The organism is Pseudomonas sp. C9D1, from assembly GCF_056491235.1.
In genome coordinates this window covers 17,437-34,027 of sequence record NZ_JBSZIE010000002.1, presented here as the reverse complement: position 1 = coordinate 34,027, position 16,591 = coordinate 17,437, and the positions used below count along the sequence as shown (strand labels likewise).

Sequence of the window (16,591 nt, the reverse complement as noted above, 5' to 3'; positions counted from 1 at the left end):
GGGATGGTGTAGGGGCGAATTCATTCGCCCAAGGGCAACGGCGTTGCCCCTCAGGCGTTGGCCGGCACGAAGTCCGGGCCGCCGAGCTTGTCGCGCACGGTCACGGCGGTGCGCAGCAGCGGGGTCCACATGCCGTCGGGGCTGTTCCAGGCGGCGCCGGCCCAGCGGGTGTCGGCCTGCAGGGCGGCCTTGTTGGCTTCCAGCTGTCGTTGCAGGGCTATCGCCACGCCGTTCATGTCCACCTCGAACAGCTCGCCATAGGGCCCTTCGGGCTGGGCGCGTTTCTTCGCCAGGCAGAAGCGGTAGTACCAGACCCAGTCGTGGGCCAGGTAGATGGCGCGGTTGCGGTCCGGGTAGGTGGCCAGGATCTTCAGCAGTGCCGCGACGAAGCGCTGGGGGAAGGCCGGGTCGCGGGTTTCACGCCAGTACGGCACCACCAGCTGGTCGAAGGCGGCCACCACGTTCTGCGGTTCGTCGTTGTCGCTGCGCGCTTCGAGGAAGTAGAACGGCTCGCCCACCAGGAAGCGGTCCAGTTCATCGTTGGCGAGGGCGAGGAGCAGGACGTTGTCCAGTTTCTGATTCATTGGATTCTCACGACGTCGTGGGCCGACTTCAGTACGTTGATGTCGTTTCCGTGGCTGATGGCGACATTATCCAGCACCGCTTCGCGCATGCCACCCGGGTGCGTCAGGCCGCCGGGGCGCCAGAGGGAGTTCACCCCGCCTTCGTTGCCGGTGGGCATCAGCACCTTGGGGTTCTCCACCTTGAGCATGTAGATCTCCTTGCCCGCCAGGGAGCCGGGATCATAGCCGAGCGCCGACTCCAGCACGGAGACATCGCCGGTCTTCTTGTACTGGGCCACCACCGAGGACAGGTCGGAGTCGGCCATGACGAACTTGTTGGGGTTGAACGCGGCGTATTTCGGGTTGGCGATATCGTCCGCCGTGAACAGGAAGGCGCCGCCTTCGTCCTTGAAGGTCTTCAGGTGCTTGTCGATGTAGGGCTGCTCGAGATAGTCGCCCGGTGGCGGCCGCGAGCCCTTGGGAATGCCCATGATGTCCGCCTCGGTGACGCCGGCCTTGTAGGCGGGCGTACGCGTGGTCGGAGTCGGCTTGCCCAGGCGCGCCATCTTCGGCCCCAGGCCGAGCATGGCCATGCCGGCCACGCCCTGCAGCAGGTCGCGGTAGCCGGGGCCGAGGCGGTCGCCCAGGTCACCCAGCAGCTCCATGCCGCCATAGATGGCACCGCCGATCAGCACGGTGGCCGCCAGGGCGGCCAGGCCGGCCATGGCCGCCACCACCAGGCCGACACCCAGGGCAGCCAGGCCCAGGGCTTCGAGGCCGCTGTGCATCCAGCCTTCGATATCCAGCACGAAGGCGACCCGCTCGGTGGGGCCGCCGATGAAGGTGTTCTCGCTGCCGCTCTTGATGTGAGCGCCACAGACCATCTTGCTGGTGATGCGCGCCGCCGGCTTGCCGTTGATGTAAACGGTGGCGCTGCCCTCGGCGATGGTCACCTCGAAGGGCCAGATGGGGTGGTTGCAGGGCAAGCCGCTGCAGGAGGACGAAGCATCGTCCCCGGCGCGCATGGCGGCGCGGATGTTGATGAAGACGTTCGGGCTGCCCCGTATCAACACCCCCGTGGTGGGTTCGGGAAGGTTGAAAATGGTGTTCAGGCCCTTGAGGATCTGGAACATCGACAGGCCGCCCGCAGCGATGGAGCCGGCCATCGCCGCCAGGGCCACGCCGCCGGTGGCCGCCGTGGCGGCGATCACCGCTGCACCGATCAGCGCACCCGCCACCGCGCCGGCAACCATGGCCGCCACGCCGAAACCGTGGGCTATCTCATCACCGAGCCGTGCTGCTGCCTGTGCATCCATGGGTTACGTCTACATCCTTGTTGCGGGGTGCCTCGCGGCGCTCGGTTCAGGCCGCCGGGGGCAGCGGCTTGAAGGTCTGCATCGCCTGCTTCCAGGCCGGCTCGTGGTACGGCAGGTCCTGGGGCGTGGTGGTGAGGGTGGCGATCAGCACCGTGGCGCTGAGCTCGATGAACACCTGGCGCAGCATCAGCTGGCGGCCTTCGCGCTGCCAGGTGTAATCCAGCAGCACGGCGGGCGAGCCCTGGATGTTGATGTCCCACTGTTTGATCAGGGCGAAGCCCGGCAACTGCTGGCGCGCATTGGAAAGCTGCTGCTCGATGTAATCGGCGAACGCGCCATCGCCCTTGCTGGGGTCGCGGCTGATGACGAAGCTGGCTTCCTTGGCGGGGCCCGCTGCGGGCAGTTTGAAGATATTGATGCTCTGGTCCTGCCAGGAGTCCGGAATATCCAGATCCGCCTCGTGGAGTCGGTAGAGAGTCACTGCTGAAGGCCTTCCCTAGTCTGTATCGCGCATGAGCGGGTCGCCGAATACCTCGTCGCGACCCGGGGGTGCGGGTTCGACAACCGGTGAGGCGAAAAGATTTTCGGGGAACGCGAAACAAACATCAAGGAGCAAGGCCGCTGGATATGCCCCAGGTCTCGATTTATCTATGCGGGGAGCGGCCTGTCGGGTTTCACCCGACCTATAGGTCAGCCTGGAATCCCCCGGTCGGCGCCGGGAGGCTCCAGCAGCAGGTGATCCATGAGCCGTGCCCGGCATTGCTCGACGAAGGGCAATGCGCTGTCGAGGTCGCGGCCATAGCGCTCGAAATCCTCGACGCTGATGGCGTAGCGCTCCTCGTAATCCACCAGGCGATTGCTCACGGGGATGGCCAGGTAATGGCGGCCGCTGCCCTCCTCCACGCCGATGGCGAAACGCCCGGCGCGGCTCACCGCCACATCACGCCAGGCCATCAGCCCTCTTGCTCCAGCACCTGCAACGCCCTGTGGTACTTGGCCACCCGCGCCAGGTCCTTGTCATCCAGGTGCGGCAGGCGCGAGACGTCGAGGTTGTCGCGGATGTCGGCGAGCTTTACCCGGCGGGCCAGCGGGTTGGGGCGGATGCGCTCGATGAAGGCCTCGTAGCCTTCGCCTTCGCGCTTGCTCAGGCAGTCGATGGCGGCCAGCACCGGTTCGGGGATGCCGAGGGCGCGCAGGTCGTCGAGGCCGACGTCGCCATCTTCCACCACGTCGTGGAGCACGGCGACCATCTGCGACTCGGCATCGTCGAAGCGCAGCATCAGGCGCAGGGGGTGGAGGATATAGGCCTTGCCGGCCTTGTCGCGCTGGCCGGCGTGCACGCGGCAGGCCAGGGCGATGGCACGTTCGAGGGTGTCGTTCATGGAGGGCTCCGGGGTTCGGGCAGGCGGCGAGCATAGCACCCGGCCCCCGTCTCCCCCTCACCCGCCCCGTTGCCATGAATGTGAACCCCGTCTTGAAGTGGAGCGCGCATCGGGCACTCGAAGAACGGGCGTCTGGACAGCGGAGCCGCTCTGCACTACAACAATCGCCGGCGAGACTCTGCCGCATGATCGGCACCGTTGTTTCTCGCCACCCCCGAATGGATTCGCGGATATCGGAAAAAGCGCCCGGGACGAGCGTCGTCTGCTAATACTTCGACCAAGGTTTCCCCGGAAATCCCGGCCTGCCCGCCCCGCGTCGATACCCTGACGTCGGCCCGTTGGCGGTTCGCTCCGATCCCCAGTGGTATACGAGGCAAGGACAGCATGGCAATCACACAACAGGCCCGCATGGCCAAGGTCAGCAGCCCGCTGGGGCCCAACGTGCTGGTCCTGGACCGGCTCGACGGCCACGAGGAGCTCGGCCAGCTCTTCGACTACGAACTGAGCCTGGTTTCGGAAAACTACTCGATCAAGCTGGATGCCCTGCTGGGCAAGCCCATGGGCGTTTCCCTGGAGCTGCCCGACGGCAGCCAGCGCTACTTCCACGGCATCGCCTGCCGCTGCAGCCAGACTTCCGGCACCGGCCAGTTCGCCGGCTACCAGATCAGCCTGCGCCCCTGGTTCTGGCTGCTGTCGCGCACCTCCGACTGCCGCATCTTCCAGAACAAGACGGTGCCGGACATCATCAAGCAGGTGTTCCGCGACCTCGGCTTCTCCGACTTCGAAGACTCGCTGTCACGCTCCTACCGTGAGTGGGAATACTGCGTGCAATACCGCGAAACCAGCTTCGAATTCGTCAGCCGCCTGATGGAGCAGGAAGGCATCTACTACTACTTCCGCCATGAAAAGGAGCGCCACGTGCTGGTGCTCTCCGATGCCTATGGCGCGCACAAGACGGTGGCCGACTACGCCTCGGTGCCCTTCTACCCGCTCGAAGACCAGATGCGCGAGCGCGACCACATCTATGAGTGGTACCTGGCCCGTGAGGTGCAACCCGGTTCCCTGGCGCTCAACGACTATGACTTCCAGCGCCCCAGCGCGCGGCTGGAAGTGCGCTCCACCGTGAGCCGCCCCCACAGCAACGCCGAACACCCGTTGTACGACTACCCGGGCGAGTACGTGCAGAGCAAGGACGGCGAGCAGTACGCGCGCAACCGCATCGAAGCCATCCAGACCCAGTACGAGCGCGTGCAACTGCGTACCAACGCCCGCGGCCTGGGCTGCGGCCACCTGTTCAAGATGACCGGCTACCCCCGCGACGACCAGAACCGCGAGTACCTGATCGTCGGCGCGCGCTATTCGGTCAGCCAGGAAAGCTACGAAAGCGGTTCGGCCGGCGGCGTGCTGCAGTTCGAAAGCGCCCTCGACTGCATCGAGGCCTCCCAGGCCTTCCGCCCCATGCCCACCACCATCAAGCCCATCGTCCAGGGCCCGCGGACCGCCATGGTCGTCGGCCCCAAGGGCGAGGAAATCTGGACCGACCAGTACGGCCGGGTGAAGGTGCACTTCTATTGGGACCGCCACGACCAGTCCAACGAGAACAGCTCCTGCTGGATGCGCGTCTCCCAGGCCTGGGCCGGCAAGAACTGGGGCCATATCCAGATTCCGCGCATCGGCCAGGAAGTGATCGTCAGCTTCCTCGAAGGCGATCCCGACCGGCCGATCATCACCGGCCGCGTGTACAACGCCGAACAGACCGTGCCCTACGAGCTGCCCGCCAACGCCACCCAGAGCGGCACCAAGAGCCGCTCGAGCAAGGGCGGCACGCCGGCGAACTTCAACGAGATCCGCATGGAGGACAAGAAGGGCGAAGAGCAGCTCTTCATCCACGCGGAGAAGAACCAGGACATCGAGGTCGAGAACGACGAGACCCACTGGGTCGGCCATGACCGCACCAAGACCATCGACCACGACGAAACGGTGCACGTGAAGCACGACCGCACCGAGACCGTGGACAACAACGAGACCATCACCATCGGCGTCGACCGCACCGAGAAGGTCGGCAACAACGAGAAGATCACCATCGGCGTCAACCGCACCGAGGACGTCGGCAGCAACGAGACCATCACCATCGGTGCCAACCGCACCGAGAAGGTCGGCAGCAACGAGAACATCACCATCGGCAGCAACCGTACCGAGAGCGTGGGCAGCAACGAGAACATCACCATCGGCAGCAACCGCACCGAGAGCGTGGGCAGCAACGAGAACATCACCATCGGCGCCGACCGCACCGAAAGCGTGGGTGCCAACGAGCAGGTGGACATCGGCAGCAACCAGACCACCAGCATCGGCAAGAATGAGTCGCGCAGCATCGGCCAGAACCGCAGCACCGACGTCGGCCAGAACGACAGCGTCGACATCGGCAAGAGCTTCTCGCTCAACGCCGGCGACTCCATCAGCCTGGTCACCGGTTCCGCCAGCATCACCATGAAGAAGGACGGCACCATCGTCATCCGTGGCAAGAACATCACCATCGACGGCTCCGGCGCGATCAACATCAAGGCCAGCAGCAACGTCGTGGTCAAGGGTCAGAAGATCCTGCAGAACTGAGCCCGCGCTCGGTCAGGGAGTACAGAGCATGACAGTCCAGATCCACACCCCCGCCGCCACCCGCCTCGACGGCGTGGTGATCGGCATCCTCCTCGACGTACCCGAGGCCTCCAGCCCGGTGGTGGCCTTCCCCGGCTGCCCGTCGGAGACCGGCATCGCCGCGACCACCACCACGGTGCTCGCCCGCGAGGACATCGGCACCCAGGTGGCGCTGATGTTCGTCGGCGGCGACCCGGCCCAGCCCCTGGTGATCGGCCGCATCCAGCGCCTGCCGGAAACCCGCAAGGAACCGGCGGTGGCGCATATCGACGGCGAGCGCCTGGAGTTCTCCGCCGAGCGCGAGATCGTCCTGCGCTGCGGCAAGGCCAGCATCACCCTAACCCGCGAAGGCAAGGTGCTGATCAAGGGCGCCTACCTCTCCAGCCGCTCCTCCGGGGTCAACCGCATCAAGGGCGGTTCGGTGCAGATCAACTGACAGAGCCGCGCACATGGAATTGCTCAACGCCACCCGCCTGATGGCCACCTACACCCAAGGCCTGGCCCCCGACGGGCGCGAGTCCCTGGTGGTGGTCGCCAAGGGCACCTTCGACCTGCCGCTGGACGGCAGCGAAGCGCGCCTGGCCGAGGTCCAGCGCCCGCTGCTGATGGCCGACGAATACGTCGGCGAGCCCGGCCTCTCGGCGCCACGCCAGGAAATGGACTTCGCCCCGCTCAAACCCTTCTGCGACGTGCTGGTGATGGGCAAGGCCCACGCCCCCAACGGCCGCCCCGCCACCCAGATCACCGCCGGCATCCGCGTCGGCCGGGTCAGCAAGGCCTTCAGCGTGCTCGGCCCGCGCCAGTGGCAGCCCGGCATGCTCGGCGCCAGCCCCGGCGTGCCGCAGCCCTTCCTCGAACAGGACATCGGCTACGCCCACGCCTTCGGCGGCAGCCGCGCCATGGCCGACCGCCCGGATTTCGCCGAAACCTACCTGCCCAACCCGGCCGGCACCGGCTGGTACCCGAAGAGCGCCGGCACCGCCGAGATCGTCGGCATGCCCATGCCCAACACCGAAGCCCTGGGCCAGCCCATCGACGGCCCCCACGGCGACTTCACCCCCATGGCCCTCGGCCCCATCGGCCGCCACTGGCCGCCGCGCATCGGCTACGCCGGCACCTACGACGACGCCTGGCTGGCCGACCACTTCCCCTTCCTGCCACCGGACTTCGACACCCGCTACTACCAGGCCGCCCCGCCGGACCAGCAGACCGAGCACCTGCAAGGGGGCGAGGACGTGCTGCTGCTCAACCTGACCAAGCAGGAACGCGCCGGCTTCAAGGTGCCGAGGATGCAGGTGCCGGTGACCTTCTTCCTGAAGAAGGGTGGCCACGAGACGCTGCAGGCGGTAATCGACACGCTGGTGGTGGACACCGATGCCGGCAAGGTGGAGATCACCTGGCGCGCGAGCCGGGCGTTGAGGAGGAACATGTTCGAGGTGGAGCAGTTGCTGGTCGGCTCACGTTCCCGTGCATGGTGGCGGGCACGGGAGCTTGGCAAGACCTACTACCCGTCCCTGGACATGCTGCGACGCAAGGAAATCAACCCGTGATGCAGGCACTCAGTATCAAGGGCGTCGGGATGGTCACGGCCGTCGGCCATGACGCCCTGTCCACCTGTGCAGCGATACGCTGCGCCATCGACAACTTCCAGGACACCCGTTTCCTCGACAAGGGCGGCGAGTGGCTGGTCGGCTCCAGCGTGCAGCTCGAAGAGGCCTGGCGCGGCCAGACCAAGCTGGTGAAGATGGCGGCCAGGGCCGTTGCCGAAGCGATCGCCTCCACGCCTGGCCTCGATCCCGCGAAGACCCCGTTGCTGCTCTGCATCGCTGAAGAAGACAGGCCCGCCCGACTCGCCGACCTCGGCCCGCGCCTGATTCGCGGCATCCAGAAAGAGCTGGGGGTGGAATTCCATGCCGACTCGAGCTTCATCGCCCGCGGCCGTGTCGGTGCGGCGGTGGGGCTGCTCAATGCGCGCAAGCTGATTCATGAACTCGGCCACCGCCATGTGCTCATCGCGGGCGTCGACTCGTTTCTCAACGCCCCGGTCATGGAGGCCTACGAACGACGTGATCGCCTGCTCACCAGCCTCAACTCGAACGGTTTCATCCCCGGAGAAGGCGCCGCGGCGGTGAGCCTCTGCGCCCCGGTCGCGGAAGACCAACCGCAGCTGGTCTGCACGGGCCTGGGCTTCGGCATGGAGCCGGCCACCGTCGAGTCGCTCGACATCCCCCTGCGCGCGGATGGCCTCACCCAGGCCTTGCGCGCCGCACTGCAGGAGGCCGGTTCCCGCATGGAGTCCTACGACTACCGCCTCACCGATCTCTCGGGAGAGCAGTACTACTTCAAGGAAGCGTCCCTCGCGCTCAGCCGCAACCTTCGGGTACGCAAGGAGTTCTTCGACCTCTGGCATCCCGCCGACTGCATCGGTGAATGCGGCGCGGCGATAGGCCCGGCGATGCTGGCACTGGCGCACTCCGCCAGCCGCAAGGGCTACAGCCCCGGCAACAACATCCTCTGCCACCTGGGCAACGATGCCGGCCAGCGCGCGGTCGCCCTGTTGAGCTATCAGCGCGTGAGGGCTGCCTGATGGCCAACCAGGTCTACGCGAACAACATGGAGGTCTCGTGCAAGGCGGCCGACGGCAAGTCCGTGGCCTGCTTCCCCGACGTCTGCTTCACGCCTCCGCAGGCTCCTCCCACCCCCACCGGCGTGCCCATCCCCTACCCCAACACCGGGATGGCCAAGGACACCACCAACGGCACCCGGACCATCAAGATCTCCGGCCAGGAAGTGATGCTCAAGAACAAGAGCTACTTCAAGACCAGCTACGGCGACGAGGCGGGTTGCGCCCCCAAGAAGGGCGTGGTCACCAGCAAGATCAAGGGCAAGGTCTACTTCACCGCCTGGTCGATGAACGTGAAGTTCGAAAGCCTCAACGTCGTGAGGATGATGGACCTGACCACCCACAACCATGCGTCCTTCCCCGGCAACACGCCCACCTGGCCCTACATCGACGAGGTGGCCACGGGAGCGCCGGGCAAGGGCTGCGAGGAGGAGCGCGAGAACGTCAAGCAAAAGTGCTCCGGGGACCATGACAAGGACTGCAAGGACGACGCCTGCCAGAACGCCAAGAAATGCATGCTGGTGCCCTACACCGCACGCTCGACGGAAAACCAGAAGGGCTGCTGCGAAGGCGAGACCCCGCACCACCTCGTGGAAGTCCACTGCTTCACCGAGGCCGGCGGCAGGAAGGAGAAGACCCGCCTGAGCGGCTTCAGCGCATACGACGACACGCGTGCGCCCTGCGTGTGCGTCACGGGGTCACGCTATACGGAGACCCACGGCAACATGCACGCCATCCAGAACACGGCCGAGAAAGGCTACATGGTGTCGGAGAGCGCCGGCGGCGCCCGGTCGCAGATGGGCGGCAAGGACAACACCTGGAACTACGGCGCCGCGAAGAAGACCGGAATCTTCGCCCACCAGAAGACCTTCCCCACCTCCGGCAAGGATGGCAAGCCCTGCAGCGAAGGCTGCCTGGAAGCCCAGCTCGACAACTACCACAAGCAGGTCGGCGTTAAGAACAACGATACGCCGCTACGCGCGGACCGTTCGCCGCTCAAGGACGAGCAGAAGGAATGGGGCGCCAAGCAGCTCGAATCGATGGATGACGATTGAAGAGTGATGTGAACAACATGAATGACGGAAACGTAACCTTTGCCAGGTGTTCGATAGTCAGGCGTGACCTGGTGTTCATCAGCGCCCAGGTCACCGAGCTGAACGAACGCAACGTCGATCACACCAAGGTGCTGCGCTGGAAGGACGGAGCCTTCGTGCACTTCATGATCGACTGGGCCACCACCGCGATCAGCGCGACGACGCCCCCCCCTGACCCTGCTGTCGATGGGGCTCGATGGCGACATCCATGTCTTCCAGGGCTCCAACAGGACCACCGAACGCATCGTGGGACCGGGCGATTTCGGCCCACTGCGCGACATGCGCCTGATCGCTGGTACGCACTATGCCGCGGGCATGCAACGCCAGGTCTACCGGCGCAACGACGACGGCAGCTGGCAATCCATCGCCGACGCCATCCTCAACCGCGAGGGCATCAAGGGCTTCAACGCCATCGACGGCTTCACGCCGAACGAGCTGTACACCGTCGGCATGGATGGCGAGATCTGGATATTCGACGGCCAGCGCTGGCAGGCCCTGGAAAGCCCGACCTCCGTCGCGCTGCAGGCCGTGCACTGCAGCGAAGATGGCACGGCCTATATCGTCGGCCAGGCCGGCGTCGTGCTGTTCGGTCGAGGGGACCAATGGGACTTCATCGACTTGAGCGACTTCAGCGAAGACCTGTGGGGGGTGCAGACCTTCGACGGGCCCCTGTTCGTCGCGTCCTCCAAGGGCGTCTACCGGATCATCGACGGCGAGCTGAAGAAAGCCGATATCGGCTCGGTCGGCACCGGCTCGGCGTCCTACCTCACCAAGGGGGACGGCGTGCTCTGGTCCGTTGGCAACCGGCACCTCGCCTATACCGCCGACGGCGAAAACTGGACGGTCGTGGATTATGACGATGCCAGCTACTGATACGCCCTTCGCCTTTTTCCCGGTGCTCCCGAGTGCGGTGTGCCCATGAACCAGCCTGTCTTGCGCGTCCTCGACCAGCACGCCGAAGAGGCCGGCTTCCTCGCCGGCCTGCGCGACTATGCCGTGCGCGCGCCGCATTACGACCTCAAGCACCTGCGCACCCTGGATGGCCGCATCGAGGCGCACCTGGACGGGCTGCTGATCGCCGGGCTCAAGGGCCTGGACCTGCTGCTCAAGGGGCTGCATCCGCTGGCCACGGGCGAGGTGTTCGCCGCCACCGCGCTGGCCTTCATGGCCGGCAACGGCCCGGCGCTTGTCCACCCTCGCCGAGCACCTGCGCAAGGCGCCGGACGGCGAGCGGGCCTTCACCGCCGCCCTTGGCTGGCTGGAATGGGACAAGGTCGAACCCTGGACCGAGCGCCTGCTGGCGTCCCAGGAGCCGCTGTTCCGCCGCCTGGGCCTGGCCGCCTGCGGCATGCACCGCCGCGACCCTGGCCCGGCGCTGATCGCCGGACTCTCCCACGCCGACCCCTGCGTGCTGGCCCGTGCCGCGCGCACCGCCGGCGAACTGCGCCGGCGCGACCTGATGCAAGCCATCCGCGCCCATCGCCTGCACGCCGACGAGGCGGTTCGCTTCTGGGCCAACTGGGCAACGGTGCAGATGGGTGACGAAGAGGCCCTGGGTCCCCTGCGCCTGCTGGCCGAGCAGCAAGGCGTGTTCCGCCTGCGGGCCCTCAACGCCCTGCTCTGCTGGCAACCCCGCGAGGCCAGCATCGCCTGGCTGCGCGGGCTGATGCAGAGCCCCGAGCATCGACGCCTGGTGATCCAGGCCACCGGCCTGTTCGGTGACCCGGTGACGGTGCCCTGGCTGATCCAGCAGATGGGCGACCTGCCCCATGCCCGCGTGGCCGGCGAAGCCTTCACCCTGATCACCGGGGCGGACCTGGCCGAGCTGGACCTGGAGCTGAAGGTACACCCCGACTACGACGCCGGGCCCACGGACGACCCCGACGACCCGAACGTGGAGATGGACCCGGACACCGACCTGGCCTGGCCGGACCCGGCACGGGTGGAAGCCTGGTGGCAGGCCAACCAGGAGCGCTTCACCAGGGGCAGCGGCTACCTGCTGGGCCAACCCCTGAGCGAAGCACGCTGCCTCGAGGTGCTGCGCACCGGCTACCAGCGCCAGCGCATCGCCGCCGCCTGCGCCCTGGCCCGCTACATCCCCACCCGCCCGCTGTTCCCCACCAGCGCCCCGGCCGTGCGCCAGCGCCAGTTGCTGGGTACCTGACCCCGCCCGGGGTCAGGCCTGGGAGAAAGCGCAGGATCGACTCGACGATCATGTCCCGGTGGCGCGCCTTCACTTCGTCCTCGTTGAGGTCGATGGCGAAGATCGCGCCCAGGGTGTGGCGGTTGGATACGCGGTAGAAGCAGAACGACGACATCAGCAGGTGCACGTCCATCGCCTGCACGCCGGTGCGGAAGGCGCCCGCAGCCACGCCACGGCGGAGGATGTCGTCGAGGCTGGCGAGGATGGTGACGTTGAGCGAGCCGATGGCATCGGACTCGCGGATGTACTGCCCGTGCTGGATGTTCTCGATGCTGACGATGCGCACGAAGTCGACGTTGCGGTCGTGGTGGTCGAAGGTGAACTCGACCAGGCGGCGGATCGCCTCGCGCGGTTCCAGTTCCGCCAGGTGCAGCTGCGCCTCGGTGTGGCGGATGTCGCCGTAGAGCTTCTCCAGCACGCGCAGGTAGAGCTGCTCCTTGCTCTCGAAGTAGTAGTAGATCATCCGCTTGGAGGTCTGGGTGCGCTCGGCGATGGCATCGACCCGGGCACCGGAGAGGCCCTCAGGACGAACCCGACGATGGCCGCCTGGAGGATGTTCTCGCGGGTCTTCTCCCCGGGTTGTTCTTGCGGCTCTTGCGGGGTGTTTGACAGGCTCGTCGGGCAGGTCAGCGGTAAGGGTCATAACGGACTCAGGCCAAATGCATACCGGCCGGATTATAGGGCCGGTCGCCCATGCGAAGGAAGCGCCGGCCCACCCATCGGCTAGAGCTTCGCCCCCTGGCGTGCGGTGCCACTGCGCGCCTTGGCCATGGCCGCCAGGCGCACCGCCACGTTGGCCGCGCCGTAGCCGGCATAGCCGCCCTTGCGCTGAGCAATTAGAAGAAGCGCCCCTCGAACGGCTCGGTGTGGACGTGCGAACAGTTCGCCGCCCTGGGCGTCGCGGTCGAAGAGCACGTTGTAGTAAGCCAGCTCGCTGAGGAACTCGTCGTCGAAGTCGAAGCGCGCGGCCAGGTCGTCGTAGTAGTTGAGCGGGATGTCCAGCAGCGGCACGCCGGCGTCCTTGGCCCGGGCGATCTCGGCGAACAGGTCGTCGCAAAAACGAAGGCGATGTGGTGCGCACCCGAGCCCCGGTAGCTGGACAACGCGTGGGAGATGGCGGTGTTGCGGTTCTCGAGATGTTCAGGGGCAGGCGCACGCTGCCGCAGCGGCTGCGCAGGGCGCGGCTCTTCACCAGGCCGTCGGGGTCGGGCAGCACCACCTCGTCGTCGGCCTCGAAATCCAGCAGGCCCTTGTAGAACAGCACCCAGCTGTCGAGCCCATCGGCCGGCAGCGCCATGGCCATGTGGTCGATGCGGGTGAGGCTGCCGCAGCTGCGCGGTGGCGTCGAGGCGGAAGTCGCTGTCGTAGATGGTCTGCCCTGGCGCTGAGGGCTCCGCCAGGTAGATCAGGCTGCCGTCCGGCGCGCGCACGGCGGGGATTTGCCGCTCGTTGGGGCCGACCAGGCCGCGATAGGGCTGCCCGCGATAGGCCCGCGCCCGCTCCAGGGCCGAGGCGCTGTCGCGCACGCGCAGGGCGGTGGCGCAAAGCGACGGACCGTGGGCCTCGAAGAAGCCGTGGGCGAAGGAATAGGGTTCGGCGTTGTAGGACGATGTTGATATCGCCCTGGCGCAGCAGGCTGACGTCCTTGGAGCGGTGCTGGCCGGCGCGAGCGAAGCCCAGGCGCTCCAGCCAGGTGGCCAGCCGCGCCCCTGCTCGCCATCGACGGCGAACTCGAGGAACTCCACGCCGTCGTAGCGGCCGGCCGGCGGCGGCGCGAACAACGCATCGAGGTCGGCGGGCGGCGCCGGGTCCTGGCGCAGCAGGTCGCGAGTCTTCTCCTCCAAGTACAGCAGCGAGCGCAGGCCGTCGGCGGCATTGGCCCGGGGCGGTGCGGCGCGGAAGCCGTCGTTGAAGATCTCCAGCGACGCGGCCGCGATAACCGCTGCGCAGGATGGGCGCGAGGAAGCCCCGGCAGGTCGAACTCGCCCTGCCCCGGGAAGCAGCGGAAGTGGCGGCTCCACTCCAGCACGTCCATGGCCAGGATCGGCGCGTCGGCCATCTGCACGAAGAAGATCTTCTCGCCGGGGATATCGGCGATGGCCCAGGGGGTCGCCCTTGAGCGACAGGGTGTGGAAGCTGTCGAGGATCACCCCCACGGCCGGCCGGGTGGTCGGCCTGGCGTACCAGGTTCCAGACCTGCTGCCAGGTGTTGACGTGGCGGCCCCAGGCCAGGGCCTCGTAGCCAATGCGCAGGCCACGCGCGCCGGCGTGCTCGCCGAGCAGGCGCAGGTCGTCCACCAGGGTGCGCTCATCGCCCAGGGAATCAGCGGCGACGTTGCTGCACACCAGCACCAGGTCGGTGCCCAGCTCCTGCATCAGGTCGAACTTGCGTTCGGCGCGGTCGAGGTTCTTCTGCAAGCGGTCGCGGCGGCAGCCCTCGAAGTCGCGGAACGGCTGGAACAGGGTGATGGCGAGCCCGAGGTCGGCGCACAGCTGGCGCACTTCACGGGGGCTGCCGGCGTAGTAGAGAAGGTCGTTCTCGAAGATCTCCACACCGTCGAAACCGGCGGCGGCGATGGCTTCGAGCTTTTCCGGCAGGGTGCCACTCAACGAGACGGTGGCGATCGAACGCTGCATGCTTCAGCTCCTGATCGAGGGCGCCGGCTCTGCGGTCGGCGGCAGGGGTGATCGCCGCGATTTCCGACCCGAAGTCGGAGGATTTTGCGCGGCAGCCGTAGCGCAATCGACTTATTCGTAGCTAAAGTCCGCCCAGCAATTGAAATGTACGAACTGGTTAGTTTTGTGTTCGATTACCGAACAAAGGTCGGTTATCGAATTGACGGTATTTCGCTCACTGCGCAACCATCTTCACCACATTGCAACCCGCCGTCGGCACAGCCTGCTGAAAACGCCACGGCAAAACGCAATCGAAACCCAGCGTCACCACATAACAATTTCAAGAATCGGGTAAATCCTCATGCTCACGCCAAGCCGCCTCACCGCACTCCCCCCTCCCCCAGCCATGCCGTGCCCCGACCCCCGGGCGCGACGGCCTGGCCCATCCCCGGCAGCACTCCCTGAACCAGACCGGTCAACCCGGCACGTGCCCCTAGGGCACCGCCGTCCGGCCAAGCCTGCGTGCACCTCATTAACCGGCACAATACCGGTCGAGCCCGCTTGCCCGGCGTACAGACGAGAAACAACGGAGACAACGATGGCTACTCCCTCAAGCTCCCGAGCCAAGAAAGCAACTGCCAGCGGGTGGATACGCTCGCCCTCGAGTACTACGACTTCTTCATCTACGCCCAGGCAGCGGCGCTGAGTCTTCCCGCAGATCTTCTTCCCCTCCACCGACCCGAAGATCGCCATCGTCGCCTCGCTGGCCACCTACGGCGTCGGCTACCTGGCGCGCCCATCGGCGCCTTCGTGCTCGGCCACTGGGGCGATACCCGCGGCCGCAGAAGAACGTGTTGCTGCTGTGCATGTTCCTCATGGGCATCTCCACCATGGCCGTGGGCCTGCTGCCCACCTACCACGACATCGGCATCCTCGCGCCGGTGCTGCTGGTGGTGCTGCGCCTGGTAGTCGGCTTCGCCGTGGCCGGGGAAATCTCCGGGGCCAGCTCGATGATCATGGAGCACGCGCCCTTCGGCCGGCGCGGCTACTACGCCAGCTTCACCCTGCAGGGCGTGCAGGCCGGCCAGGTGATGGCCGCCGCGGTGTTCCTCCCACTGGCCTACTTCATGCCCAGCGATGCCTTCAATGAATGGGGCTGGCGCATTCCCTTCCTGCTCAGCGCCTTGGTGCTGGTGGCCGGCTACATCATCCGCCGCGAAGTCCACGAGACCCCGGCCTTGATGAACGAGGAGGCGCAGCAGAAGGTCGCCAAGTCGCCGGTCACCGAGGCCTTCCGCCACAGTTGAAGACCTGATCCTGGTCGCCTTTGATCGGCCCTGATGAACGCCGTCCCGGTGGTGGCCACCATCTTCGGCGCCGCCTACGCGGTGCAGCCGGCCTATGGCATCGGCTTCGACAAGAGCGTCTACCTGTGGATACCGGTGGTGGGCAACATAGTCGCGGTGCTGGTCATCCCCTTCGTCGGCAACCTCTCCGACAAGATCGGCCGCCGCCCGACCATGATCACCGGCGCCCTATTCAGCTCGGCCTGCTGGCCTTCGCCTACCTCTACGCCATCAGCATCCACAACGTGCCCCTGGCCTTCTGCATGTCGATCCTTCATGTGGGGCATGGTCTACCAGGGCTACAACGCCAGATGTACCGAGCTTCTTCTCCGGAGCTGTTCCAGACCCGCTACCGCGTCTCGGCCATGGCCATCTCGCAGAACATCGGCACCATGTTCACCGCCATGCTGCCGGCGCTGTTCGCCGCCGTCGCCCCGCCCGGCTCGGACAACGTCCCGGTGATCGTCGGCAGCCTGGCCTTCGCCATCACCTGCATCTGCGCCCTCGCTGCCTACCTGGCGCCCAGACCTATCGCCTCGGGCATGGAGGACCTCGGCGGCCCAACACCAAGCCCATGGACAAGACCCAGTACGACAGCAGCCGCGAAAACAGCCTGCGCGTCGCCAGCCACTGACGCCCCGGGGCTCCTCCGGGGCCCCGCACTCACCTGCACCACTCAACGCCTTTCGCGCCACGGCGCGCGAGCGGCTTCGCCATGTCTGAAAACAACAAGCAAAGAGGCACGATCACCATGCAACAGCCGCATCGCAACCGCCTTTCCCACGCCCGCCTGCCGCTG

At 66.5% G+C, this 16,591-nt stretch carries 11 protein-coding genes and 4 pseudogenes; 8 read left to right on the top strand and 7 right to left on the bottom strand.

Annotated features, from left to right (window positions below; genetic code table 11):
• Positions 1-50 precede the first annotated feature (50 nt).
• The 5 genes from ACXI0U_RS08555 to ACXI0U_RS08535 form a co-directional block, all read right to left on the bottom strand.
• A complete protein-coding gene (locus ACXI0U_RS08555) occupies positions 51-584 on the bottom strand; it encodes a hypothetical protein (protein ID WP_021217445.1) in 534 nt (177 codons plus the stop codon).
• Positions 581-1,879 carry a PAAR domain-containing protein gene (locus ACXI0U_RS08550; protein WP_479550047.1) on the bottom strand — a complete coding sequence of 433 codons (1,299 nt, stop codon included), beginning with the start codon at positions 1,877-1,879 and terminating at the stop codon, positions 581-583. The genes ACXI0U_RS08555 and ACXI0U_RS08550 overlap by 4 nt, the downstream gene beginning before the upstream one ends.
• A gap of 46 nt (positions 1,880-1,925) precedes the next feature.
• Positions 1,926-2,360 (bottom strand): DcrB-related protein, encoded by a 435-nt coding sequence (locus ACXI0U_RS08545; RefSeq protein ID WP_043245421.1) that lies wholly within the window; start codon positions 2,358-2,360, stop codon positions 1,926-1,928.
• Between the two features lie 209 nt (positions 2,361-2,569).
• The gene (locus ACXI0U_RS08540; protein ID WP_021217448.1) at positions 2,570-2,833 is read right to left on the bottom strand and encodes a hypothetical protein; all 264 of its coding nucleotides are present in this window, start codon (positions 2,831-2,833) and stop codon (positions 2,570-2,572) included.
• Entirely contained in the window at positions 2,833-3,261 is a 429-nt protein-coding gene (locus ACXI0U_RS08535) for a guanosine-3',5'-bis(diphosphate) 3'-pyrophosphohydrolase (RefSeq protein WP_021217449.1), read from the bottom strand. The genes ACXI0U_RS08540 and ACXI0U_RS08535 overlap by 1 nt, the downstream gene beginning before the upstream one ends.
• Before the next feature lie 384 nt (positions 3,262-3,645).
• Here ACXI0U_RS08535 and ACXI0U_RS08530 point away from each other — a divergent pair, with 384 nt between their 5' ends.
• From ACXI0U_RS08530 to ACXI0U_RS08500, 7 genes and pseudogenes are all read left to right on the top strand, one after another.
• Positions 3,646-5,871 (top strand): type VI secretion system Vgr family protein, encoded by a 2,226-nt coding sequence (locus ACXI0U_RS08530; RefSeq protein WP_479550046.1) that lies wholly within the window; start codon positions 3,646-3,648, stop codon positions 5,869-5,871.
• A gap of 28 nt (positions 5,872-5,899) precedes the next feature.
• Complete coding sequence (locus ACXI0U_RS08525) at positions 5,900-6,346, top strand: DUF6484 domain-containing protein (protein ID WP_021217654.1); 447 nt, start codon at positions 5,900-5,902, stop codon at positions 6,344-6,346.
• A gap of 13 nt (positions 6,347-6,359) precedes the next feature.
• On the top strand, positions 6,360-7,460 hold the full coding sequence (locus tag ACXI0U_RS08520) for a DUF2169 family type VI secretion system accessory protein (protein ID WP_479550045.1): 1,101 nt from the start codon (positions 6,360-6,362) through the stop codon (positions 7,458-7,460).
• On the top strand, positions 7,460-8,497 hold the full coding sequence (locus ACXI0U_RS08515; RefSeq protein WP_021217656.1) for a hypothetical protein: 1,038 nt from the start codon (positions 7,460-7,462) through the stop codon (positions 8,495-8,497). Before ACXI0U_RS08520 ends, ACXI0U_RS08515 begins: the two co-directional genes overlap by 1 nt.
• Entirely contained in the window at positions 8,497-9,588 is a 1,092-nt protein-coding gene (locus ACXI0U_RS08510) for a PAAR-like domain-containing protein (RefSeq protein WP_021217657.1), read from the top strand. The genes ACXI0U_RS08515 and ACXI0U_RS08510 overlap by 1 nt, the downstream gene beginning before the upstream one ends.
• Positions 9,589-9,813: 225 nt before the next feature.
• Entirely contained in the window at positions 9,814-10,500 is a 687-nt protein-coding gene (locus ACXI0U_RS08505) for a beta propeller repeat protein (protein WP_479550044.1), read from the top strand.
• 45 nt (positions 10,501-10,545) lie between these two features.
• Positions 10,546-11,791: pseudogene (locus ACXI0U_RS08500) on the top strand (TIGR02270 family protein).
• A gap of 22 nt (positions 11,792-11,813) precedes the next feature.
• Here ACXI0U_RS08500 and ACXI0U_RS08495 read toward each other — a convergent pair.
• A pseudogene (locus ACXI0U_RS08495) lies at positions 11,814-12,473 on the bottom strand (TetR/AcrR family transcriptional regulator); the annotation flags it as partial.
• 80 nt (positions 12,474-12,553) lie between these two features.
• Positions 12,554-14,467, bottom strand: a pseudogene (gene quiC / locus ACXI0U_RS08490) (3-dehydroshikimate dehydratase QuiC).
• Between the two features lie 577 nt (positions 14,468-15,044).
• Between quiC and ACXI0U_RS08485 the strand changes: the two are divergent.
• Positions 15,045-16,426, top strand: a pseudogene (locus ACXI0U_RS08485) (MFS transporter).
• Positions 16,427-16,591 lie beyond the last annotated feature (165 nt).

What these genes read in the sequence shown, in the direction of transcription:
- ACXI0U_RS08555 (WP_021217445.1), bottom strand. Translation starts at nt 584, where the DNA reads ATGAATCAGAAACTGGACAACGTCCTGCTCCTCGCCCTCGCCAACGAT.
- ACXI0U_RS08550 (WP_479550047.1), bottom strand. Translation starts at nt 1,879, where the DNA reads ATGGATGCACAGGCAGCAGCACGGCTCGGTGATGAGATAGCCCACGGT.
- ACXI0U_RS08540 (WP_021217448.1), bottom strand. Translation starts at nt 2,833, where the DNA reads ATGGCCTGGCGTGATGTGGCGGTGAGCCGCGCCGGGCGTTTCGCCATC.
- ACXI0U_RS08535 (WP_021217449.1), bottom strand. Translation starts at nt 3,261, where the DNA reads ATGAACGACACCCTCGAACGTGCCATCGCCCTGGCCTGCCGCGTGCAC.
- ACXI0U_RS08530 (WP_479550046.1), top strand. Translation starts at nt 3,646, where the DNA reads ATGGCAATCACACAACAGGCCCGCATGGCCAAGGTCAGCAGCCCGCTG.
- ACXI0U_RS08525 (WP_021217654.1), top strand. Translation starts at nt 5,900, where the DNA reads ATGACAGTCCAGATCCACACCCCCGCCGCCACCCGCCTCGACGGCGTG.
- ACXI0U_RS08520 (WP_479550045.1), top strand. Translation starts at nt 6,360, where the DNA reads ATGGAATTGCTCAACGCCACCCGCCTGATGGCCACCTACACCCAAGGC.
- ACXI0U_RS08515 (WP_021217656.1), top strand. Translation starts at nt 7,460, where the DNA reads ATGCAGGCACTCAGTATCAAGGGCGTCGGGATGGTCACGGCCGTCGGC.
- ACXI0U_RS08510 (WP_021217657.1), top strand. Translation starts at nt 8,497, where the DNA reads ATGGCCAACCAGGTCTACGCGAACAACATGGAGGTCTCGTGCAAGGCG.
- ACXI0U_RS08505 (WP_479550044.1), top strand. Translation starts at nt 9,814, where the DNA reads ATGGGGCTCGATGGCGACATCCATGTCTTCCAGGGCTCCAACAGGACC.